Origin of the sequence: Streptomyces sparsogenes (assembly GCF_001704635.1) — a bacterium.
Taxonomy (GTDB): domain Bacteria; phylum Actinomycetota; class Actinomycetes; order Streptomycetales; family Streptomycetaceae; genus Streptomyces; species Streptomyces sparsogenes.
Window position 1 is genome coordinate 25,238 of the sequence record NZ_MAXF01000074.1, and the last position, 20,581, is coordinate 45,818.

Sequence of the window (20,581 nt, forward strand, 5' to 3'; positions counted from 1 at the left end):
GAGGGGTCTCCCCGTGAGCCGTCGCGGCCCGAGGCGTCTCCGCGTGAGCCGCTGCGGCCCGAGCCGTCGCGGCCCGAGCCGTCCCGGCCCGAGTCGGAGAGCCCGGCGCGGCTGCCCGTCCCGGCCGGGCTCGGCCGCTTCCTCGTGCTCGGCACCGTCTTCGTCTGCGCCGCCTGCGGGCTCGTCTACGAGCTCGAACTGGTCGCCCTCGCCTCCTACTTGACGGGCGACTCGGTCACCCAGGCGTCCGTCGTGCTGTCGGTCATGGTCTTCGCCATGGGCCTCGGCTCGCTGCTGGCCAAGTGGCTGCGCTGCCGGGCCGCCGTCGGCTTCGGCGTGGTCGAGGCGGTGCTCGCGCTGGTCGGCGGCTGCTCGGCGATGGCGCTGTACGCGTCCTTCGTGTGGTCCGGGCAGTCGCACGCCGCGCTGGTCGGGTTCTCGCTGGCGATCGGGGTGCTGATGGGCGCCGAGGTGCCGCTGCTGATGACCCTCATCCAGCGGGTGCGGCGGCAGGACGCGGGCGGCGCGGTCGCCGACGTGTTCGCGGCGGACTACGTGGGCGCGCTGGTCGGCGGGCTCGCGTTCCCGTTCCTGCTGCTGCCCGCGCTCGGGCAGCTGACCGGCGCGCTGCTGACCGGCACGGTCAACGCGGTCGCCGGCGGGGCGCTGGTGCTGTGGCTGTTCCGCCGCGACCTGAGCCGCCGCGCGCGGTGGACGCTGGTGGTGGCCAATGTGGTGGTGCTCGCCCTGCTGGCCGCCGGCGCGGTCCTGACCCCCGCCTTCGAGCGGGCCGCCCGGCGCGCCGTGTACGGGCCGGACATCCGCGTCGCCGTACGCACCGGCGTCCAGGAGATCGTGCTGACCGGCGGCGGGGCGGACGGCCGGCCGCTGTCCCTCTTCCTCGACGGCCGGCTGCGGGTCAGCGGGCGCGACGAGCTGCGCTACCACGAGGCGCTGGTCCATCCCGCGATGGCCGGGCCGCACCGGCGCGTGCTGGTGCTGGGCGGGGGCGACGGGCTCGCGGCGCGCGAGGTGCTGCGGTACGGCGGGGTCCGCTCGGTGACCGTGGTGGAACTCGATGCGGGGGTGGTGCGGTTGGCCCGTACGGACCCGGGGCTGACCGCCCTGAACGCGGACGCCTACCGGGACCCGAGGGTGCGGGTGGTCACCGCCGACGCGTTCGGCTGGCTGCGCCGGGCGGGGGGCGGGGGCGGCGACCGGGCGGGCGGCCAGGCGGGCCCGCACCGGTTGTCGGGCACGCGGAGCCCGCCCGTCGAGCGCTTCCCGCCCGGCGGCTACGACGTCGTGGTGTGCGATCTGCCCGACCCCGGCGTCACGGCCGGCGCCAAGCTCTACTCGCAGGAGTTCTACGGGCTGGTGCAGCGCGCGCTGGCGCCCGGCGGGCGGCTCGTGGTGCACGCGGGATCGCTGGGCGCGGACCCGAAGGCCTACTGGACGGTCGAGTCGACCCTGCGCTCCGTCGGCCTGAGGACCGTGCCGTACGCGGTCGGCGGGGGCGCGACCCCGCAAGACTGGGGGTTCGTCCTGGCCGGGCGCGCCCCGGTCCGGCTGCGTCTGCCCGGCCACGGCCCGCGCCCGCAGTCGCTCACCACGGGCGCGCTGCGCGCGGGCGCGCGCGAGGCGGCGCGGCAGCGGGAGCCCGGGCTGCCCGCCTCGACGCTGACCCACCCCCGGTACGCGCCCTGAGCCGACGGGCGCTGGGTACGCCGGGCACGCGCCCTGAGTCGCCGGGCGCTGTGCATCCCCGGTACGCGCCGTGAGCCGCCGGGCCCGCCGGCTCCTGCCTGGTGCCCCGATATCCGCTGTCACCCGCATCACGCGGGAAAACATGGCGTAAGCGGCGAAAGTCGCGCCGGAACGGGTCTCACGGGAGGCGCGATGGGTAGTGTCTTGAGCTATGGAGCATGAGGTGTTCGTACCGTTCCCCGTCGACACCGTCCGGCTGGCGCTCACGGAGTCCGACCGCGTCGCCCGTTGCGTCCCCGGGCTCCAGCAGGACGCCGACGAGGCGGCGGGCCCGCTCGCCGGGCGGCTGCGGCTGCGGATCGGCGGCTCGACCATCACCTACCGCGGCGCGCTGCGGGTCGCCGAGCGCGGCGACGGCTTCGAGGTGGAGGGCGAGGGCACGGAGGTGCGCGGCGGCGGCTCGGTGAAGCTCGCGCTGACCGTGGGGGTGCGGGCCGCGACCGGGGGGACCACGCTGGTCTGCTCCGGGACCGTGCGCAGCGAGGGGCGGCTGGCGGAGTTCGACGAGCAGACGGCCGCCACGGTCGCCCGCCGGCTGCTGGACCGCTTCGGGGCGGCGCTGGCCGGCGGACTGGAGAGCGACCCGGTCGTCTCGCTCGACGAGGCGGAGGCGGTGGACGCCCTCGACGAGGTCGCCGTCGACGAGGTCGGGGACCTCGACGACATCGAAGAGATCGACGGGATCGACGGGATCGACGGGGCAGAGGCCCTGGAGGGCGTCGAGAGCATCGGGGACATCGGGGACATCGAGGACCTGGAGGGTGTGGCCGAGGTCGAGGACCTCAGCGAGCTGAGCGAGCTCGACGAGCTGGGGGAGCTCGGCGACGAGCCCCCCGCCGAGGCCGCGCACGCCCGCCGCACGATGATCGGCCGCAGCACCGAGGAGGTCGACCACGCCCCGCCGCGCGGCCGGTACGCCCCCGTGCCCGCGCCCGAGACCGTGTCCCCCGCCGGCATGGCCCTGCGCTGGGCGGCGCCCGCCGCCGCGGTGGTGCTCGCGTCCGCTGTTGTCGTCAGCCGGGTCCTGCGGCGCAGAAAGTGAGCGCCCGCGGAAGTGGGCGCCCGCGGAAGTGGGCGCCCGCGGAAGTGGGCGCTGCGGAAAGTGAGCGCCCGCGGAAAGTGAGCGCTGTGGAACGTAGCGAGGCGAGCGCGGGCGCGGGCGCATAAAGTCGGGGCGTGACCACCGAAGAGACAACGGATACCCGCGGCGTACGGCTGAGCGCCGGGGATGTGGAGCTGACCGTCGCGCCCGGCAACGGCTGCCGTGTCGGCTCGCTGCGCATCGGCGGTACGGAGCTGCTGCGGCAGGGCCCGAGATTCGGCTCGTTCCCGATGGTGCCCTGGTGCGGCCGGGTGGAGCACGGGCAGTTCCGCAACGGCGGCCGACTCCACCAACTGCCCGTGAACGCTCCGCCGCACGCGATCCACGGCACCGGCCGGGACGTCGCGTGGCGCACGGCCGACATCGACACCGCCGCCGCGGCCTTCACCTACGACCTCGCCGACCCCTGGCCGTACAGCGGCCGGGTCACCCAGGCCTTCCAGCTGTCCCCGGACTCCCTGACCACCACGATGAGCGTGGAGACCGAGGGCGACTCCTTTCCGGCGCAGGTGGGCTGGCACCCGTGGTTCCTGAGGGACCTCGGCGACGGCGGCGCCGATGTGGAGCTGGCCTTCCAGGCCGAGTGGCAGGAGGAGCGCGGCGACAACCACCTGCCCACCGGCCGCCGGATCGAGCCGCGCCCCGGCCCCTGGGACGACTGCTTCGGCATGCCGGGGGGCGTGGACGTCACGCTCACCTGGCCGGGGCGGCTGGAGCTGAAGGTCACCAGCCGTACGGAGTGGGTCGTCGTCTACGACGAGCAGGCGGAGGCGGTCTGCGTCGAGCCGCAGTCCGGCCCGCCCAACGGCCTGAACACCCTGCCGCGCCTGGTCACCCCCATCGACCCGCTGGAGCTGTCCATGACCTGGAGCTGGCGTCGCCTCGGGTGAGACCGCTCGTGAGGGCTCCGGGGGGACAGCGCATAAGCTCGTGCCCATGAGCGATGCGCGTGACGCCCTGCTGCAGCAGATCAAGGACAAGGCCGTGGTCCACGGCAAGGTGACCCTCTCCTCCGGGCTGGAGGCCGACTACTACATCGACCTCCGCCGGATCACCCTGGACGCGGAGGCGGCACCGCTCGTCGGTCAGGTCATGCTCGACGCCACGGCCGACCTGGACTACGACGCGGTGGGCGGGCTCACGCTCGGCGCCGACCCGGTCGCCGCGTCCATGCTGCACGCCGCCGCCGCGCGGGGGCGCAGGCTCGACGCGTTCGTGGTGCGCAAGGCTCAGAAGACCCATGGCATGCAGCGGCGCATCGAGGGCCCGGACATCAAGGGCCGGCGGGTGCTGGTGGTCGAGGACACCTCCACCACCGGCGGCTCGCCGCTGACCGCCGTCGAGGCGGCGCGCGAGGCGGGCGCGGAGGTCGTCGCGGTCGCCACGATCGTCGATCGCGGGGCGGCGGCGGCGATCGAGCAGGCGGGGCTGCGGTATGTGACGGCGTACTCGCTGAGCGACCTCGGCCTGGGCTGACCCGAGCAGACGTGGTGACGGGGGGCAGTGGTTTCACGTGAAACCACCGCCCCCCGTCCGAGTCATCCCGCCGTGCGCCGTGTGGAGCAAAGGGCGGAGTCTGGGAAGATGGCCACGACGATGACGTCGCCCCCGTAGTTCCCCTAGGTCAGGGCCAAGAACCAATCCCGCACACCCCAAGGAGCGGACAGATGCCCATCGCATCCCCCGAGATCTACAACGAGATGCTCGACCGGGCGAAGGCAGGCAAGTTCGCCTACCCGGCGATCAACGTGACCTCGACGCAGACTCTGCACGCCGCGCTGCGCGGCTTCGCCGAGGCGGAGAGCGACGGCATCGTCCAGATCTCCACCGGTGGTGCGGAGTTCCTGGGCGGTCAGTACAGCAAGGACATGGTGTCCGGTGCGGTCGCCCTCGCCGAGTTCGCGCATGTCGTCGCCGAGAAGTACCCGGTGAACATCGCCCTGCACACCGACCACTGCCCCAAGGACAAGCTCGACGGATACGTCCGTCCGCTGATCGCGATCTCCCAGGAGCGTGTCGCGGCCGGCCGTAACCCGCTCTTCCAGTCCCACATGTGGGACGGCTCCGCGGAGAAGCTCGACGAGAACCTCCGTATCGCGCAGGAGCTGCTCGCCGAGACCGTCAAGGCCAAGATCATCCTCGAGGTCGAGATCACCCCGACCGGCGGCGAGGAGGACGGCGTCTCGCACGAGATCAACGACGAGCTGTACACCACCGTCTCCGACGCCGAGCGGACCGCCGAGGCGCTCGGCCTGGGCGAGAAGGGCCGCTACCTGCTGGCCGCGTCCTTCGGCAACGTCCACGGCGTCTACAAGCCGGGCAACGTCGTGCTCCGCCCGGAGCTGCTGCGCGAGCTGCAGGACGGCGTCGCGGCGAAGCACGGCAAGTCCGACCCGTTCGACTTCGTCTTCCACGGCGGCTCCGGCTCCACGGAGGAGGAGATCCGCACGGCGCTGGAGAACGGCGTGGTGAAGATGAACCTCGACACGGACACGCAGTACGCCTTCACCCGGCCGATCGCGGACCACATGTTCCGCAACTACGACGGTGTGCTGAAGGTCGACGGCGAGGTCGGCAACAAGAAGACCTACGACCCGCGCAGCTGGGGCAAGGTCGCGGAGAAGAGCATGGCCGAGCGCGTCACGAAGGCGTGCGCGGACCTGCGCTCCACGGGCACCAAGCTGAAGTAACCCTCTCAGCCCCCGCCGGGCCCGGCCCCCAGCTCCAGTGGGTGCCGGGCCCGGCGTCTTTCTGTTGCGGGAGTTGCGGGAGTTCCAGAGTTGGGCTGGCGATGGGGGCCGGGGGCGGGGAGGATCCACGTATGGGTGATTCCGGGCCGGGGCCCGGCCCAGGTCGTGAGTACGGGACGGCGCCCGAGGCGCCATCCGGCGGCGCGGAGCGCGGTGTGGAGCGCGACGTGGCCGGGTCGTTTCGCGTGTCGTCGGCGGCCGGGCGCTGGATCCTGCTCACGACCGTGCTGGGGTCGGCGATGGCGCTGCTCGACAGCACCGTCGTCAATGTCGCGCTGCCCCACATCGGCCTCGACCTGAACGCCGATCTCGCCGTCCTCCAGTGGACCGTCAACGCCTACATGCTCACCCTCGCCGGGCTGATCCTGCTCGGCGGTGCGCTCGGGGACCGCTTCGGGCGGCGGCGGGTCTTCGTCATCGGCGTGGTGTGGTTCGCCGTCGCCTCGCTGCTGTGCGGGCTGGCGCCGAACGCCGGGGTGCTCATCGCCTCGCGCGCCCTCCAGGGGATCGGCGGGGCGCTGCTCACGCCGGGGTCCCTGGCGCTGATCCAGGCCACCTTCCACCCGGACGACCGGGGGCGGGCGGTCGGCCTGTGGTCCGGGTTCGGCGGGGTCGGGGCGGCGATCGGGCCGTTCGTCGGCGGCTGGCTGGTGGACGGGCCGGGCTGGCGCTGGGTGTTCTTCCTCAACGTCCCGCTGGCGGCGGTCTGCGTGCCGGTCGCCCTGCGCCATGTCCCCGAGTCCCGCGACCCCCGCGCGCACGGGCGGTTCGACGTCCTGGGGGCCGCGCTGGGCGCCCTGGCGCTCGCCTCGGTGACCTACGCGCTGATCGCCGCGCCCGGCGCGGGCCTGTCGTCCGCCGTGATCATCCCCGCCGTCGTGGGGCTTCTGCTGGGCATCGCCTTCGTGTACGTGGAGCGGGCCCGGCGGGACCCGATGCTGCCGCCCGACATCTTCGCCTCCCGCCAGTTCACCGCCGTCAACGCGGTGACCCTGTGCGTGTACGCGGCCTTCAGCGGCTTCTTCTTCCTGTCCGTGCTGCAGCTCCAGGTGGTCCTGGGCTACTCCGCGCTCGCCGCGGGCACCGCCCTGCTGCCGACCACCGTGCTGATGCTGCTGCTGTCGGCGCGCTCCGGCGAGCTGGGCCGGCGCATCGGGCCGCGCATTCCGCTGACCGTCGGCCCGCTGCTGTGCGCTGCCGGGATGCTGCTGATGACGCGGGCCGGGGTGGGGGCGGTCTACTGGCGGGACGTGCTGCCCGCGCTGCTGGTGCTGGGGCTGGGCATGGTGACGCTGGTCGCCCCGCTCACCGCCACCGTGCTGGCCTCGGTCGAGGTCGAACGCGCGGGCCTGGCCAGCGGCATCAACAACGCGGCCGCGCGGGCGGCGGGCCTGGTCGCGGTGGCGGCGCTGCCGCTGCTGGCGGGGATGGGGCCGGAGGCGTACCGCTCGGCGGACCGCTTCGCCGCGACGTTCGGGCGGGCGATGCCGATCTGTGCCGGGGTGCTGGTCCTGGGCGCCGTCGTGGCCTGGTGCACGGTGCGGGCCGATGTGCTGGAGGCCGCGCCTGCCGTGCCCAGCGGTGCGCCCAGCCCGGAAGGGGGCGGTGCGGTGGAAGCGGCGGAGGCCCCACGGAAGGCCGGGGCCGGGGCTGGGGTCGGGGCCGAGGTCGGGGGCGGAGTCGGGGCCGGGGCCGGGGGTGAGGGCGGGGCCGGGGCCCGGGGCGGGGAGCGGCGGCCGTGCCGGCCCGAGTGCGCGTACCACTGCGGCGTGGGCGCCCCGCCCCTGGACCCGGGCGACCGCCCCCCGGGCGCCCCGGCCCGCCGGTGCGGCCAGGACGGCGGGGACCACCCACGCCACCCGCACCGCCCACCCCGCTGACGGGCCGGGCAGCGGGCGGAGTGTGACCCACCCGGCGCCGGAGCAGGCAGACTGGATCTCATGGCCATTCACGAGAACCTCCTCGGGGGACCGCCCCCGACGCATCTGCCCGACGACCCCGAGCCGCGTGAGCTGCTCGCCTCCGGCGCCGCTCCGGCCGAGGTCGCGGCGAAGTATCCGGCTTCCTCCCTCGCCTGGGCGCAGCTCGCCGACGAGGCGTTCGAGGCTGGGCGCGTGGTCGAGTCGTACGCGTACGCGCGCACCGGATACCACCGTGGTCTGGACGCGCTGCGGCGCAGCGGCTGGAAGGGGCACGGCCCCGTGCCCTTCGAGCACGAGCCCAACCGCGGCTTCCTGCGCGCGCTGCACGCGCTGGGCCGGGCCGCGCAGGCCATCGGCGAGCAGGAGGAGTACGAGCGCTGCTCGACGTTCCTGCGGGAGAGCTCCCCGACGGCGGCGGACACCCTCTCCTAGGGTTTCAAAGCGCACTTGCGATAAGTGCGCACGGCACGCATGATGCGCTTCGGGGCCCGCTCATGGCGGGCCCCGAGGGGACCGGGGCTCCGATGCCGATGAGGAAGGGGCGGACCGCTACCCGGTAGCAGCAGACTCAGGAGACGGCGATGTCGCATCAGCCTGCCCCGTACGAAGCCGAGCCGGACGCCCCGAATCTCGACTTCCAAGGCACGACCCCTTACGAGGACTACGTCCAGGCGTCCGTGCTCACCCACCTCCAGCACCCGCTCTCCGACGACCCCGGGGAGATGGCGTTCCTGGTCACCACCCAGGTCATGGAGCTGTGGTTCACCGTCATCGTCCACGAGTGGCAGACCGCCGCGCAGGCGCTGCGCGAGGACGACCTGCCCACCGCGCTGGCCGCCCTGAAGCGGTCCACGTACGAGCTGGAGTCGCTCAACGCGTCGTGGAAGCCGCTCGCCCACCTCACGCCCGCCCAGTTCAACGCCTACCGTTCCGCGCTCGGTGAGGGCTCCGGCTTCCAGTCCGCCATGTACCGGCGGATGGAGTTCCTGCTCGGTGAGAAGTCCGCGTCTATGCTCGTCCCGCACCGGGGCGCGCCGCGCGTGCACGCGGAGCTGGAGAAGGCGCTGACCGAGCCCAGCCTCTACGACGAGGTGCTGCGCCATCTCGCCCGCCAGGGCTTCGCGATCCCCGAGTCGGTGCTGGACCGCGACCCCGCGCGGCGTTACGAGCCGGACCCCGCGGTCGAGCGGGTCTGGCAGGAGATCTACTCCGGCCCGGAGGACAGCGGCCCGGCCCGGCTAGGCGAGGCGCTCACGGAGGTCGCCGAGCTGGTGTGGCGCTGGCGCAACGACCATCTCGTCGCGACCCGGCGGGCCATGGGGGCCAAGACCGGCACGGGGGGCTCGGCGGGGGTCGCCTGGCTGGAGAAGCGGGCGGCGAAGAACGTCTTCCCCGAGCTGTGGACGGCGCGCAGCCATGTCTGAGCCCCACGCGACCCTGGCGGAAGAGGCGGCGAAGCTGGACGCCGCCGACGAGCTGCGCGCCAAGCGCGCCGAGTTCGTCCTCGACGACAGCGACAGCGACAGCGACAGCGACAGCGACAACAGCGACAACAACGACAACGACAACAACGACAGCGACGCCGACGACGCCGGCGACGGCACGGTCTACCTCGACGGCAACTCGCTCGGCGCCCTGCCGGCCGCCGTCCCCGCCCGGCTGGCCGACGTGATCGGCCGGGAGTGGGGGCGGCTGCGCATCCGCTCCTGGGAGGAGAGCGGCTGGTGGACGGCGCCGGAGCGGATCGGCGACCGCATCGGGCGGCTCGTCGGCGCGGCGCCCGGGCAGGTGGTGGTCGGCGACTCGACCAGCGTCAACGTCTTCAAGGCGGTCGTCGGAGCGGTACGGATCGCCCAGGCGCGGGCGGCGGGGGGCGAGGAGCCGCGGGACGGGACGCGCGCCGAGTCGCAGGAGGGGACGCGCGCCGAGCCGCGCGACGAGATCCTCGTCGACGAGTCCACCTTCCCCACCGACGGCTACATCGCCGAGTCGGCCGCCCGGATGACCGGCTGCACGCTCCGCCCCGTACCGGCCCCCGACATCGCCGCCGCCGTCGGCCCGCGCACCGCCGTCGCGCTCGTCAACCACGTCGACTACCGCACCGGCCGCCTCCACGACCTGCCCGGCACCACGGCCGCCGTCCACGCGGCGGGCGCCCTCGTCGTGTGGGACCTGTGCCACAGCGCGGGCGCGCTGCCGGTGGGGCTCGACGCGCACGGGGTCGATCTCGCGGTCGGCTGCACGTACAAGTACCTCAACGGCGGGCCGGGTTCGCCCGCCTACCTGTACGTGGCGCGCGCGCACCAGCCCCGCTTCGACTCCCCGCTGCCCGGCTGGAACTCCCACGCCGACCCCTTCGGCATGGCGCCTGCTTACGCCCCGGCCGACGGCGCCCGCCGCGGTCGGGTCGGCACCCCGGACATCCTGTCCATGCTGGCCCTGGAGGCCGCGCTGGAGGTCTGGGACGGTGTCTCGCCGGACGCCGTGCGGGCCAAGAGCCTGGCGCTGACGGACTTCTTCCTGCGCTGCGTCGAGGCGTACGTCCCGGCCGGGCGCGTCGAATCCGTCACCCCCGCGGCCCACCAGGAGCGCGGCAGCCAGGTCGCGCTGCGCTGCGCCGACGCGGGCGAGGTGATGGCCGAGCTCATCCGGCGCGGTGTCGTGGGCGACTTCCGCAGGCCCGACATCCTGCGTTTCGGCTTCACCCCGCTCTACACGGGCTTCGCCGATGTGGAGCGCGCGGCGCGGGTCCTGGCCGCGGTGCTCGCGGAGGCGCCGGGGGAGGTGGCGTAGCGGTGGGCGCCGATCGGGAAACAGGCGCGGACGCGGGCCGGGCCGGCGAGGCCGAGGCGGCGTCGCTCTTCGGGCTGGCGCCCGTGGCCCCGCACCGGGTCGCCGCGTACGGTGACCACCGCGACCAGGTGGTCGACTTCTATCTGCCCGAGGCTGAGTCGGCGGCGCCCGTCCCGCTGGTGCTGCTGTTCCACGGCGGCGCCTGGCGCGCCCCGTACGACCGGCGTCACCTCTCGCCGTTCGCCGCCTATCTGGCGGGGCGCGGCGTCGTGGTGGCGTCGGTGGAGTACCGCCGGGGCGCCCGTGACGAGGCGGAGAAGGGGCAGCAGGCGGAAAAGGCGGGGGAGGCGGACGCGGTGGACACGGCCGGGGCCGGGAGCGCGGCGGGGCCGCGGGCCGGGCGGTGGCCGGAGACGCTGGACGACATCGCGGCCGCCGTGGACACCGTGCCCGGGCTGGCGCGCGGGCTGGCCCTGCCCGTCGACCCGGCGCGCGTCGTGCTCGCCGGGCACTCCGCGGGCGGGCACGCCGCGCTGTGGGCGGCGGCCCGCCACGTCCTGCCGCCGGGCTGCCGCTGGCACCTCGCCTCCCCTCCCCCGGTGTGCGGCGTGGTCGCCCTCGCGCCCATCGCGGACTTCACGACGGCTCGGGAGCTGCGGGTCTGCTCCGACGCCGTGGACCAACTCCTCGACGGGGAGGAGCGGGCACCGGACCGGCTGCCGCTCGCCGATCCCGCCGCGCTGCTGCCCACCGCCGTCCCCACCACCCTCGTGCAGGGCACCACCGACATCGACGTTCCGCCGCCGGTCGCGGAGGCGTTCGCGGCGGCCGCGCGGCGCGCCGGACAGCCGGTCCGCATGGTGCGCGTGGCCGGCGCCGGCCACTTCCCGCTGATCGACCCCACGGCGCCCGCCGCCCGCACGGTCGCCGACGAGATCGCACACCGAGCCCACACAGCCCGCCCAGTCCACACAGCCCACACAGCCCACACAGTCCACCCAACCCACCGAGCCCACCGAGCCCACCGAGCCCACCGAGCCCACCGGGCACCGAGCCCGCCCAACCCGCCGAAAGGCGTGAGGTAGCGTCCCGCCATGAGCAGCAGCGCAGTGCAGGCCCCGGCGGCCTTCGACCCGTGGCGGCCGTCGTTCGTCGCCGACCCCTACCCGGTGTACGCGGCGCTGCGCGACCGTGGCCGGGCGCAGTATTTCGAGCCCTCCCGGCAGTGGCTGATCCCGCGCTACGAGGATGTCCGCGCCCTGCTGCGGGACCGCCGTCTGGGCCGTACCTATCTGCACCGGTTCAGCCACGAGGAGTTCGGCCGCACCGCCCCGCCGCCCGAACACGAGCCGTTCCACACGCTCAACGACCACGGGATGCTGGACCTGGAGCCGCCGGACCACACCCGGCTGCGCCGCCTGGTGTCCAAGGCGTTCACACCGCGTATGGTCGAGCGGCTTGCGCCGACCGTGGAGCGGCTGGCGAACGAGCTGGTCGAGTCGTTCGTCGCCGAGGGCGGCGGCGATCTGGTGGCGGCGGTCGCCGAGCCGCTGCCGGTCGCGGTCATCGCGGAGATGTTGGGGATCCCGCCCGGGGACCGGGCGGCGCTGCGGCCGTGGTCGGCGGACATCTGCGGGATGTACGAGCTGAACCCGGGGGAGGAGACGGCGCGGCGCGCGGTGCGGGCCTCCGTGGAGTTCTCGGCGTATCTGCGGGAGCTGATCGCCGCCCGCCGCCGGTCCCCGGGCGAGGACCTGATCAGCGGGCTCGTGGCGGCGCACGACGAGGGGGACCGGCTGACCGAGCAGGAGATGATCTCCACCTGTGTGCTGCTGCTGAACGCCGGGCACGAGGCCACGGTCAACTCCACCGGCAACGGCTGGCTGGCTCTCTTCCGCAACCCCGACGAGCTGGCGCTGCTGCGGTCCGATCCGGACGCGCTGCTGCCCACCGCCGTGGACGAGCTGCTGCGCTACGACACGCCGCTGCAGCTGTTCGAGCGGTGGGTGCTGGACGACATCGAGGTCGGCGGGACGGTCATTCCGCGCGGCAGCGAGGTGGCGCTGCTCTTCGGCTCCGCGAACCGCGATCCGGAGCGCTTCCGCGACCCCGACCGGCTCGACCTGTCCCGTGCGGACAATCCGCACTTCAGCTTCGGCGGGGGCATCCACTACTGCCTGGGCGCGCCGCTGGCCCGCCTGGAGCTGACCGCGTCCTTCGGCGCGCTGCTGCGGAGGGCGCCGGGGCTGCGGCTGGTGGCGGAGCCGCGGTGGAACCCGGGGTTCGTGATCCGGGGGCTGCGGGAGCTGCTGGTCGAGGTCTGAATCCGCGAACGGCGGAACCCCCGCCGTCGTCCCTGTGGACGACGGCGGGGGTTCCGCCGTTCACCGACCGGTCAGTTGCTCATGTCGCGGCGCCGCAACCCCCACAGCCCCGCGGCCGTCAGCACGGCCGTCAGCAGGAGCAGCCAGACGAAGGGCGTCGCCGAGACGCTCGCGCCCGGGAGCTTCGGCAGGTGGCCGAAGGGGGAGATGTCCAGCACGGACTGGGGGGCGTCCAGCGCCGGGCCGAGCCAGCCGAGCGCGACGACGACCCCGACCACGCCCCAGCCCAGCGACGTCGTGGCGGCGGGCAGCAGGCCGAAGAGGAAGACCACCACGCTGGTGACGACCCACACCGCCGGGAGCTGGCTGAGCGCGGCGCCCAGGACGCGGGGCAGCTGGCCGCCCAGGTCGTCGGACGCGGCCCCGTAGACCACGCCCGCCGCCAGGCCGCCGGCGAGGAGGATGACGGCCGGGCCGAGATAGGCGATGACGAGGTGGCTCGCGGCCCAGCGCAGCCGGCTGACGGCGTTGGCCAGCAGCGGTTCGGCGCGCTGGTCGGTCTCCTCGCTCCGCAGCCGCAGCACCGCGCCGACCGCCTGGACGGTGATGACCACGCCCAGGATGCTGATCATGGAGGCGAGGAAGGCGTCGGAGATGTTCTGCGTGCCGCCCATGCGCTCGATGATCTCGCGGTTCTTCTCGCTGTCCCCGACGATGTCGTCGGCGCCGCTGGAGACGCCGCCCAGGCCGGCGGCGGCAAGGGCGATGCCGATACACCAGCCCAGCAGGGTGCCGCGCTGGAGCCGCCAGGCCAGTCCGTACACGCCGTGGAGGGAGCGGTCGGCGAAGGCGGGGCCGGGGCGGGGCGGGAAGAAGGCGGCGCCGATGTCGCGGCGGCCCGCGAGGGAGTAGGCGACGGCGAGCAGGACGGCCGCGAAGGCGAGCGGCAGCAGCAGCGCCCACCACCGCTCGTTCGCGAACGGCCGCGTGTACTCCGCCCAGCCGATGGGCGAGAGCCACACCAGCACATGGCCGGAGCCCTTCGACCCGTCCTCGGCCGCGTCACCCAGCAGGCGCAGCATGTACGCGATGCCGACGGCGCCGGTGGCCAGGCCCCGGGCCAGCCGCGCGTTCTCGGTGATCTGGGCGGCGACGGCGGCCACACCGCCGAAGGCCAGGCCGGTGAGGCCGACGCCCAGGCCCAGGGCGAGCGCGCCGGCGCCGCCCTCGCCCGCGAGGGTGGCCGCGATCAGCAGGGTGACGGCGGCGTTGGCGATGCCCATGGTGAGCAGGCCGGAGGTCAGGCCGGCGCGGCGGCCGACCATGCCGGCCGACAGCGCCTCCTGGCGGCCCGACTCCTCCTCCTCGCGGGTGTGCCGGATCACCAGGAGCACACTCATGATCCCGGCGAAGGCGGCGAGGAAGACGCCCACGCGCCAGGCGGTGAGCGCACCGTACGAGTCGCCGAACGCGACGCCGAGCATGGACCGCATCGAGCCGTTGTGGTTCATGTCGTGCGCGACTTCGGCCCGGTCGGCGGCCGTTTCGTAGGTGCTCTTCATCCGGCCCAGGGCGCTGCTGCCGGTCAGGCCGATGGCCAGCACCCAGACCGGGAGCATCACCCGGTCGCGGCGCAGGGCGAGCCGCAGCAGCGTGCCGGTGCCCGCCAGGTCGCGGGAGCCGGCGCGCTCGGGTGCGGCGGCGCGGGTGTCGGCCACGGCGGTCATCGGGCGACCGCCTCTGCCTCGTCGCGGATGTCCTCCTGGTAGTGGCGCAGGAACAGCTCTTCCAGGGTGGGCGGGGTGCTGGTCAGGCTGCGCACGCCCGACTCGCTGAGCTGCCGCAGCACGGCGTCCAGCTTGTCGGTGTCGACCTGGAGCTTGACCCGCTTGCCCTGGATGTCGAGGCCGTGGATGCCGGGGAGGGCGGACAGGCCGTTGGGCGGGCCGGCCAGCTCGGCGGTGACGGAGGTGCGGGTGAGGTGGCGGAGCTCGGTGAGCGAGCCGGTCTCGACGGTGCGGCCCTTGCGGATGATGCTGACCCGGTCGCACAGCGCCTCGACCTCGCTGAGGATGTGGCTCGACAGCAGCACCGTGCGGCCCCGGTCCCGCTCCTCGATCACGCAGTCGCGGAACACCTCCTCCATGAGGGGGTCGAGCCCGGAGGTCGGCTCGTCGAGGATCAGCACGTCGACGTCCGAGGCGAAGGCGGCGACCAGCGCGACCTTCTGCCGGTTGCCCTTGGAGTAGGTGCGCCCCTTCTTGGTGGGGTCGAGCTCGAAGCGCTCGAGCAGCTCCGCGCGCCGGTCCTTGTCCAGGCCGCCGCGCAGCCGCCCGTAGAGGTCGATGACCTCGCCGCCGCTGAGGTTGCGCCACAGGGTCACGTCGCCGGGCACGTACGCGATGCGGCGGTGCAGCTCGACCGCGTCGTGCCAGGGGTCCTTGCCGAGCACCTGGACCGCTCCGCTGTCGGCTCGCAGCAGACCGAGCAGGACGCGGATGGTGGTGGACTTCCCGGCCCCGTTCGGCCCGAGGAAACCGTGGACTTCGCCCGTCTCGACCTCCAGGTCGAGGCCGTCCAACGCATGGGTACGGCCGAATGACTTGTGGAGGCCGGAGGTGGAGATTGCCGTTGTCATGCTTCTGAAGCTACGCTAGTTTCACAAATTTGTGAAGTTAGGGAAGCGTATAAACTGATATTGAACGAGCAACGAGGGGAGATGGTGAGGGCGGTGACGGAGGTGACGCAGAAGGGGAGCGCCCGTGAGAGCGGGGGCGAGGAAGCGGCGCGTGACGAAGAGCAGGTGTCCCGGTTCGTCGAGCGGTTCGCCGCGGACATGACCGAGGCCGGGATGCAGCGGATGGGCGCCCGGGTGTTCGCCGCCCTGCTCGTCTCCGACCCCGGCATGCTCACCGCCGCCGAGATCGCCGAGCGGCTGCGGATCAGCCCGGCCGCGGTCTCGGGCGCGGTCCGCTACCTGAACCAGTTGAACCTGATCACCCGCGAGCGCGAGCCGGGTTCCCGGCGCGACCAGTACCGCCTCTACAACGAGGTCTGGTACGAGGCCGTGGCCCACCGCGACCAGTTCCTCACCCGCTGGCAGAACACGATGCGCGAAGGCGCGAAGATACTCGGCAGCGACACCCCGGCGGGCGCACGCGTGGCCAAGACCGCGGAGTTCTACGAGTTCATGCAGGCGGAGCTGATCCACATGCTGGCGCGCTGGCGGGCCCGTGAGGAGAGCGCCCGCGCGGAGGAGCGGGGCGCCGGCCCGGCCGGAGCGCCGTAAGTCCGTCGGCATCCCGGCTCAGCCCCCTCGCGGGAGCATCAGGTGCCAGGCCCCGGTCAGCACCGTCCAGGTGCGGGTGCGCACCGGGCCCCGGGTCACGGTGTCCGCGCGGTAGTGGAAGTCGGGCCCCGAGACGGTGATCGCACCGGCGCGCACCCGGACCGGGCCGGTCCCGGCGCGCGGGTGGACCACGACCTCGGCCAGGCCGCCGCCCGCCGCCGTGGACACCGAGACCCGCTCGACCGGCTCGTCCAGGTCGGCCAGCAGCACGCCGTCCGCCTCCACCCGCAGCCGCTGCGCGGGCGGCCGCACCCGCCGCCGGGAGCCGCCCAGGCCGATGCCCGGCAGCGACAGCAGCGTCAGCGCGCTGCGCGCGGTGCGGGCCGCCGGGGTCCACCACGGCTGGTGGCCGGCCGTGGCGGAGAAGCCGCCGGGGCCCCGGGCGGGCCCGACGCCGGCGCGCCCGCCACCGCCCGCCGCGCTGCCCACGGCGCCGCCCGCGGGGCTGCCGGCGGCGCCGTCCGGAGCCCCGTACGGAGCGCCGTCCTCGCCCCCGTCGCGGGTCTCGTACGGGTCGCGGTCCCGAGCCTCGTACGGGCCGTCCTGGGCCCCGTGGCCGCCGTCCTGAGCCTCCTCGTAGGGGCCGCCGTGCGGGCCGCCGTAGGGGCCGTCGTACGGGCCCTCGTGCGGGCCGCCGTAGGGGCCGCCGTGCGGGCTGTCGTACGGGCCGTCGTGCGGGCCCTCGTACGGGCCGTCGTGCGGGCCCTCGTACGGGGTGAAGCCGCACCCGCCGACCTCGGCCCCGTACCCCGCGCCGTACGCACCCGCCCCGGCCCCCATCTGCTCCCCGCCGGAGATCCGCAGGCCGCCGAGCACCACCCCGCCGCTCTCGTCGACCAGCAGGTCACGGCGGTGGGCGGCGCCGTCGAGCGCCGTGCGCGCCGCGCTGACCGCGTCCGTCGGCAGCCCGAGGGCGCGGGCCAGCGACACCGTCGCCGCGCCGCCCACCGGCACCACCGACAGCGCCGCGTCCGCCAGCTCCCGCTTGCGGTGCAGCAGCTCCACGGTCCGCAGCAGGGCCCGGTGGTCGCCGACCACGACCGGGCGGCGGCTGCCGCGCCGGGCCAGCGCCCGCTCGACCTCCTCCGGCCCCTCCGGCAGGCAGATTTTCGCGGCCGCGCCCGCACACAGCACATCTTTCGCGATCCGCACCGACTCCCCGTCCGATCGGCGGGCCGCCGGGTCGATGAGCACGAGCAGGGGGCGCCCCCGGACGGCGTCCGGAGAAATCTGCCAGGGATCTGGAGCCGACACCTCGGTCCTTCCTCAGGTAATCTCTCGGTGCAAGAGCCCCTGTCGCTGTTGCGCCAGGGGCTTCGTCTATCCGGGGCACCGGTTCGACGGCTCTTGTGGTTGCGCGAGCCACCACGCACGTTGGACATGCCCCGCCCGGAAGGGGTGTACGCCTGTGCCCGCACTTGTGCTGCTCGGTGCTCAGTGGGGTGATGAAGGCAAGGGAAAGGCCACCGACCTGCTCGGCGGCTCGGTGGACTACGTGGTGCGCTACCAGGGCGGCAACAACGCCGGCCACACGGTCGTCGTCGGCGACCAGAAGTACGCGCTGCACCTCCTCCCTTCCGGAATCCTCTCCCCGGGATGCACCCCGGTCATCGGCAACGGCGTCGTCGTGGACCCGGCGGTCCTGCTCTCCGAGCTGAGCGGGCTGAACGCGCGCGGCATCGACACGTCCAAGCTGCTGATCAGTGGTAACGCGCATCTGATCACGCCGTATCACACCACCCTCGACAAGGTGTCGGAACGGTTCCTCGGCAAGCGGAAGATCGGCACCACCGGCCGGGGCATCGGCCCGGCCTACGCCGACAAGATCAACCGCGTCGGGATCCGGGTGCAGGACATCTTCGACGAGTCGATCCTGCGGCAGAAGGTCGAGGCGGCCCTCGACTTCAAGAACCAGGTCCTCGCCAAGCTCTACAACCGGCGCGCGATCACCGTCGAGCAGGTCGTCGAGGAGCTGCTGGGCTACGCGGACCAGCTCCGGGGCTTCGTCGCGGACACGACCCTGATCCTCAACGACGCGATCGACGACGGCAAGGTCGTGCTCTTCGAGGGCGGCCAGGGCACGCTGCTGGACGTCGACCACGGCACGTACCCCTTCGTGACCTCCTCGAACCCGACCGCGGGCGGTGCCTGCACGGGCACCGGCGTCGGTCCGACGAAGATCAACCGGGTGATCGGCATCCTCAAGGCCTACACCACCCGGGTCGGCGCGGGGCCGTTCCCGACCGAGCTCTTCGACGAGGACGGCGACAAGCTGCGCACGATCGGCGGCGAGCGGGGCGTGACCACCGGCCGCGACCGGCGCTGCGGCTGGTTCGACGCGGTCATCGCGCGCTACGCGACCCGGGTGAACGGCCTGACCGACTTCTTCCTCACCAAGCTGGACGTGCTGACCGGCTGGGAGCGGATCCCGGTCTGCGTCGCGTACGAGATCGACGGCAAGCGGGTCGACGAGCTGCCGTACAGCCAGACCGACTTCCACCACGCGAAGCCGATCTACGAGACGCTGCCGGGGTGGTCGGAGGACATCACCCAGGCGAAGTCCTTCGACCAGCTGCCGAAGAACGCGCAGAAGTACGTGCAGGCGCTGGAGGAGATGTCGGGCGCGCCCATCTCGGCGATCGGCGTCGGGCCGGGCCGCGACGAGACGATCCAGATCAACTCGTTCCTCTGATCCTCCGAGGCACGGGGAAACCCGCGGCCGGGCCTCCCGCTACCGCATGGCGGGAGGCCCGAAGGCCCCGGCTTCCGGCTGCCAGCGCTGGGGCTGCTGCATCCTGGTGAGGCGGGAGACCACGAGCAGCGCGAGCACGGCCGCGGGGATCGAGACGAGGTCGTTGAGGATGTCCCAGGCGACGGCCTGCCGGCTCTCGTCGGCCGTGTCGGCGAAGGCGTCCACCAGTCCCTGGACGGCTATGACGACGAACATCGTCACGTACAGCGCCCACCACCAGTGCAGCAGCGCGCGGGAGGCGGGCCGGGTACCCGGGGGCGTGCTGGAGGACCAGATGTCATTGGCCATCTGCTTGGGAAGCCAGAGCTGGGCGACCGGGATGAACCACGAACCGACCGCGAGGCCGCTGTCGTACCGCTGGCGGCCGGGCGCGAGGAACGTGGCGTTGAGGTAGGCGCGCCGGAACCACACCGGGTACATCACGACGAGCGTGAGCCCCAGCAGCCCGGTGAAGATCTCGAGGATCCCCAGGGCCTCGCTGGTTTCGTCGATCGCGCTCTGGGTGCCGGCGCCGCTGAGTTTGTCCACGTAGGCGCTGTACAGGGTGCCGTTCAGCCCCAGGTGGGCGACGGACAGCAGCGCGAAGGCGCCGAACAGCCACATCATGGTGTTGCCCAGGCCGCGCGAGGGGCGCAGCGTCCTGGCGGGCGGGGCGGGGAAGCGGCCCGGCGGGTGGTGCTGGGCGGCCGCCCAGGGCTGCCCGGCCACGCCGCCGGCCATCGGGTAGCCGGGGTGGGCGGCGGCCGGGTAGGCGGCGGGCGTGGTCGGCTGCGCGTGCATGCCGGGCATCGCCGGCCCGCCCTGCATCGCGTGGCCGGACGCCGCGGGCGCGGTCGGGGCGCCGACGGGGCCGGCCGGGACGGGGGTCCGCCGGAGGGTGGCGGTGTCCGGGTCGGTGTCGGCGTCCGCCTCCATGTCCAGCAGTTGCAGCGCGTCCCGCCCGAGCTTGGCGAGCAGTTCGCCCGGCAGCCAGGGGCCGGCCGCGGCGTCCGCCTGGTCCGCCCGCGGCGCGGTGCGGGCCACCACCTCCTCCACCGACAGCCGGGCGGCCGGATCCTTGTTCAGACAGCCGGTGACCAGCTCGCGCAGCCCCTCGGGCAGCCCCTCCAGGTCGGGCTCCTCCTGGGCGATCCGGTACAGCAGGGCGTGCACCCCGCTGGTCACGTTGCCGAACGGCTGGCGGCCGGTGGCGGCGAAGGCCAGCACCGACCCGAGACAGAAGACATCGCTCGAGGCGGTGACGGTCTCGCCGCGCACCTGCTCGGGCGACATGAAGCCGGGTGAGCCGACGACCGCGCCCGTCACCGTCAGACCGGTGCCCAGGCCCGCGATGGTGTCCAGCGCCCGCGCGATGCCGAAGTCGATGACGCGCGGGCCGTCGATGGTGACGAGGATGTTGGAGGGCTTCAGATCGCGGTGGATCAGCCCGGCGCCGTGGATGTCGCGGAGCGCGAGGGCGAGCCCGTGGGCGAGGGTCCGTACGGAGTGCTCGGGCAACGCGCCGGAATGCCCGGCGACCACGTCGTGCAGGGAGGGGCCGCCGATGTAGCCGGTGGCCACCCAGGGCACCTCGGCCTCGGTGTCGGCGTCCAGGACGGGCGCGGTCCACTGGCCGCCGACCCGTCTCGCGGCCGCGACCTCACGCCGGAAACGGCCGCGGAAGTCCGGCTGGCGGGCCAGTTCGGCCTTCACCAGCTTTACGGCGACGGTGCGGCCGCGGGCGGAGCGGGCCAGGTACACCCGGCCCATTCCGCCCTCTCCCAGCCTGGCGAGCAGCCGGTACTCGCCTATCCACGGCGGGTCCTGGGCCCCGAGGTTCTCC

At 73.9% G+C, this 20,581-nt stretch carries 17 protein-coding genes; 13 read left to right on the forward strand and 4 right to left on the reverse strand.

Annotated elements, in window-relative coordinates; genetic code table 11:
* The first annotated feature begins 51 nt into the window (after window positions 1-51).
* The 11 genes from BBH68_RS14770 (at window position 52) to BBH68_RS14820 (ending at window position 12,658) form a co-directional block, all read left to right on the forward strand.
* Window positions 52-1,707 carry a polyamine aminopropyltransferase gene (locus BBH68_RS14770; protein ID WP_065962548.1) on the forward strand — a complete coding sequence of 552 codons (1,656 nt, stop codon included), beginning with the start codon at window positions 52-54 and terminating at the stop codon, window positions 1,705-1,707.
* A gap of 211 nt (window positions 1,708-1,918) precedes the next feature.
* Complete coding sequence (locus tag BBH68_RS14775) at window positions 1,919-2,809, forward strand: SRPBCC domain-containing protein (protein ID WP_065962523.1); 891 nt, start codon at window positions 1,919-1,921, stop codon at window positions 2,807-2,809.
* 134 nt (window positions 2,810-2,943) lie between these two features.
* Complete coding sequence (locus BBH68_RS14780) at window positions 2,944-3,759, forward strand: aldose epimerase family protein (RefSeq protein ID WP_065962524.1); 816 nt, start codon at window positions 2,944-2,946, stop codon at window positions 3,757-3,759.
* A 46-nt stretch (window positions 3,760-3,805) separates the two neighbouring features.
* Complete coding sequence (gene pyrE / locus BBH68_RS14785; RefSeq protein ID WP_065962526.1) at window positions 3,806-4,345, forward strand: orotate phosphoribosyltransferase; 540 nt, start codon at window positions 3,806-3,808, stop codon at window positions 4,343-4,345.
* 191 nt (window positions 4,346-4,536) lie between these two features.
* Entirely contained in the window at window positions 4,537-5,559 is a 1,023-nt protein-coding gene (gene fbaA, locus BBH68_RS14790; RefSeq protein WP_065962528.1) for a class II fructose-bisphosphate aldolase, read from the forward strand.
* Window positions 5,560-5,858: 299 nt separating this feature from the next.
* Complete coding sequence (locus tag BBH68_RS14795; RefSeq protein WP_245738064.1) at window positions 5,859-7,499, forward strand: MFS transporter; 1,641 nt, start codon at window positions 5,859-5,861, stop codon at window positions 7,497-7,499.
* Between the two features lie 60 nt (window positions 7,500-7,559).
* Window positions 7,560-7,973 carry a DUF3151 domain-containing protein gene (locus tag BBH68_RS14800; protein WP_065962530.1) on the forward strand — a complete coding sequence of 138 codons (414 nt, stop codon included), beginning with the start codon at window positions 7,560-7,562 and terminating at the stop codon, window positions 7,971-7,973.
* A 149-nt stretch (window positions 7,974-8,122) separates the two neighbouring features.
* Complete coding sequence (locus BBH68_RS14805; protein WP_065962531.1) at window positions 8,123-8,965, forward strand: tryptophan 2,3-dioxygenase family protein; 843 nt, start codon at window positions 8,123-8,125, stop codon at window positions 8,963-8,965.
* Window positions 8,958-10,334: a kynureninase gene (gene kynU / locus BBH68_RS14810; RefSeq protein WP_065962532.1), complete on the forward strand. Its 1,377-nt coding sequence runs from the start codon at window positions 8,958-8,960 to the stop codon at window positions 10,332-10,334. The genes BBH68_RS14805 and kynU overlap by 8 nt, the downstream gene beginning before the upstream one ends.
* Window positions 10,335-10,336: 2 nt before the next feature.
* Window positions 10,337-11,419 (forward strand): alpha/beta hydrolase family protein, encoded by a 1,083-nt coding sequence (locus BBH68_RS14815; RefSeq protein WP_079150998.1) that lies wholly within the window; start codon window positions 10,337-10,339, stop codon window positions 11,417-11,419.
* A 9-nt stretch (window positions 11,420-11,428) separates the two neighbouring features.
* Window positions 11,429-12,658 (forward strand): cytochrome P450, encoded by a 1,230-nt coding sequence (locus tag BBH68_RS14820; protein ID WP_065962534.1) that lies wholly within the window; start codon window positions 11,429-11,431, stop codon window positions 12,656-12,658.
* 71 nt (window positions 12,659-12,729) lie between these two features.
* On the opposite strand, the gene BBH68_RS14825 is transcribed toward BBH68_RS14820, so the two are convergent.
* The gene (locus tag BBH68_RS14825; protein ID WP_065962537.1) at window positions 12,730-14,385 is read right to left on the reverse strand and encodes an ABC transporter permease; all 1,656 of its coding nucleotides are present in this window, start codon (window positions 14,383-14,385) and stop codon (window positions 12,730-12,732) included.
* Window positions 14,382-15,296, reverse strand: a complete 915-nt coding sequence (locus tag BBH68_RS14830; protein WP_065962540.1) for an ABC transporter ATP-binding protein — start codon at window positions 15,294-15,296, stop codon at window positions 14,382-14,384. Before BBH68_RS14830 ends, BBH68_RS14825 begins: the two co-directional genes overlap by 4 nt.
* 81 nt (window positions 15,297-15,377) lie before the next feature.
* On the opposite strand from BBH68_RS14830, the gene BBH68_RS14835 reads away from it, so the two are divergent.
* On the forward strand, window positions 15,378-15,947 hold the full coding sequence (locus BBH68_RS14835) for a GbsR/MarR family transcriptional regulator (protein WP_079150999.1): 570 nt from the start codon (window positions 15,378-15,380) through the stop codon (window positions 15,945-15,947).
* Between the two features lie 18 nt (window positions 15,948-15,965).
* On the opposite strand, the gene BBH68_RS42555 is transcribed toward BBH68_RS14835, so the two are convergent.
* Window positions 15,966-17,261: a diacylglycerol kinase family protein gene (locus tag BBH68_RS42555; protein ID WP_174589027.1), complete on the reverse strand. Its 1,296-nt coding sequence runs from the start codon at window positions 17,259-17,261 to the stop codon at window positions 15,966-15,968.
* A gap of 154 nt (window positions 17,262-17,415) precedes the next feature.
* On the opposite strand from BBH68_RS42555, the gene BBH68_RS14850 reads away from it, so the two are divergent.
* Complete coding sequence (locus BBH68_RS14850) at window positions 17,416-18,699, forward strand: adenylosuccinate synthase (RefSeq protein ID WP_065962541.1); 1,284 nt, start codon at window positions 17,416-17,418, stop codon at window positions 18,697-18,699.
* Between the two features lie 39 nt (window positions 18,700-18,738).
* Here the strand turns inward: BBH68_RS14850 and BBH68_RS14855 are convergent.
* Window positions 18,739-20,581: protein kinase domain-containing protein (locus BBH68_RS14855; protein WP_065962552.1), on the reverse strand; the 1,843-nt coding region annotated here is incomplete at its 5' end.

Excerpts from the sequence above, each read along its gene's own strand:
- BBH68_RS14775 (WP_065962523.1), top strand. The coding sequence starts at position 1,919 with ATGGAGCATGAGGTGTTCGTACCGTTCCCCGTCGACACCGTCCGGCTG.
- pyrE (WP_065962526.1), top strand. The coding sequence starts at position 3,806 with ATGAGCGATGCGCGTGACGCCCTGCTGCAGCAGATCAAGGACAAGGCC.
- fbaA (WP_065962528.1), top strand. The coding sequence starts at position 4,537 with ATGCCCATCGCATCCCCCGAGATCTACAACGAGATGCTCGACCGGGCG.
- BBH68_RS14795 (WP_245738064.1), top strand. The coding sequence starts at position 5,859 with ATGGCGCTGCTCGACAGCACCGTCGTCAATGTCGCGCTGCCCCACATC.
- BBH68_RS14800 (WP_065962530.1), top strand. The coding sequence starts at position 7,560 with ATGGCCATTCACGAGAACCTCCTCGGGGGACCGCCCCCGACGCATCTG.
- BBH68_RS14805 (WP_065962531.1), top strand. The coding sequence starts at position 8,123 with ATGTCGCATCAGCCTGCCCCGTACGAAGCCGAGCCGGACGCCCCGAAT.
- kynU (WP_065962532.1), top strand. The coding sequence starts at position 8,958 with ATGTCTGAGCCCCACGCGACCCTGGCGGAAGAGGCGGCGAAGCTGGAC.
- BBH68_RS14820 (WP_065962534.1), top strand. The coding sequence starts at position 11,429 with ATGAGCAGCAGCGCAGTGCAGGCCCCGGCGGCCTTCGACCCGTGGCGG.
- BBH68_RS14825 (WP_065962537.1), bottom strand. The coding sequence starts at position 14,385 with ATGACCGCCGTGGCCGACACCCGCGCCGCCGCACCCGAGCGCGCCGGC.
- BBH68_RS14830 (WP_065962540.1), bottom strand. The coding sequence starts at position 15,296 with ATGACAACGGCAATCTCCACCTCCGGCCTCCACAAGTCATTCGGCCGT.
- BBH68_RS14835 (WP_079150999.1), top strand. The coding sequence starts at position 15,378 with ATGGTGAGGGCGGTGACGGAGGTGACGCAGAAGGGGAGCGCCCGTGAG.